General features: G+C 73.1%; 1 protein-coding gene. It reads right to left on the bottom strand.

Going from position 1 to position 822, the window contains the following annotated elements; all coding sequences use genetic code 11:
* Nucleotides 1-822: DUF58 domain-containing protein (locus tag FAZ79_RS11305; RefSeq protein ID WP_169303695.1), on the bottom strand; the 822-nt coding region annotated here is incomplete at both ends.

Raw genomic sequence — 822 nt, 5'->3', positions numbered from 1 at the left:
GCTCGGCGTCGGCCGCCAGCGGCAGGAAGGCGGCGCCCAGCGACTCGGCCGCCTCGCGCCAATCGGCCAGGGCGGCGCGCTGGTTCTGGGCGAAGCGATCGCGCCAGCGTCGGTTGCCCGTGTCCAGCCAACGCAGGCCGCTGCCGGACTGGAACGCGGCCAGGCCCATGTCGGGCATGGCCAGTTCGACCCGGTCGCTGACCGAGACGACGATCAGGTGATGATTCGCGGCCAGCGGCGCCCAGTCGATCGCCCGTCCCGGACCGGTATCCGCCAGGCAATCGGAGAGCACCACGATCACCGAACCGATCGGCAGCCGCTGGGCAAGTCGCTGGCGCAACCCGGCCCAGTCGACCGCGGCGACATTCCGGTCGCTTGCCCCGGCAGCCTCGGCCAGTTCAGCGAGACGTTGCAGGATGCTCGCCCGGAAAGTCACCGGCCCGGCGGCGTGCGCGCCGGGACAGAGCGACTCGCCGATGGCGTGAACGTCCACGGCGAGGTTCTGCCGCAACGCCCCGGCCGCGAAGGCATGGGCGGCGAGCAACGCCTGCGTGAGCTTGAGCCGGCGACGGGTGCCGAACCGCATCGCCGACCCGCCGTCGATGATCAGGTGAGCCTGACGCTGTGCCGGCTCGCGGTGCACGCGCACCACCGGCTCGACGAGCCGCGCCGAGGTGCGCCAGTCGATGCGCGCCGCCGGTTCGCCGGGCTGGTAGAGGCGCATCTGCTCGAAATCCAGCCCGTCGCCGAAGCGCCGCGAGAGCTGATCGCCCGACAGCCGGGTGCCGCTGGGCCGGTCCGCGGCCACCAGCGAGGGCAGCC

The sequence above is a fragment of the Guyparkeria sp. SB14A genome (assembly GCF_005096345.1).
In the GTDB taxonomy this organism is placed as follows: Bacteria; Pseudomonadota; Gammaproteobacteria; order Halothiobacillales; family Halothiobacillaceae; genus Guyparkeria; species Guyparkeria hydrothermalis.
The sequence above is the reverse complement of the archived record's forward strand: the minus strand, read 5'-3'. Positions and strand labels throughout refer to the sequence as shown.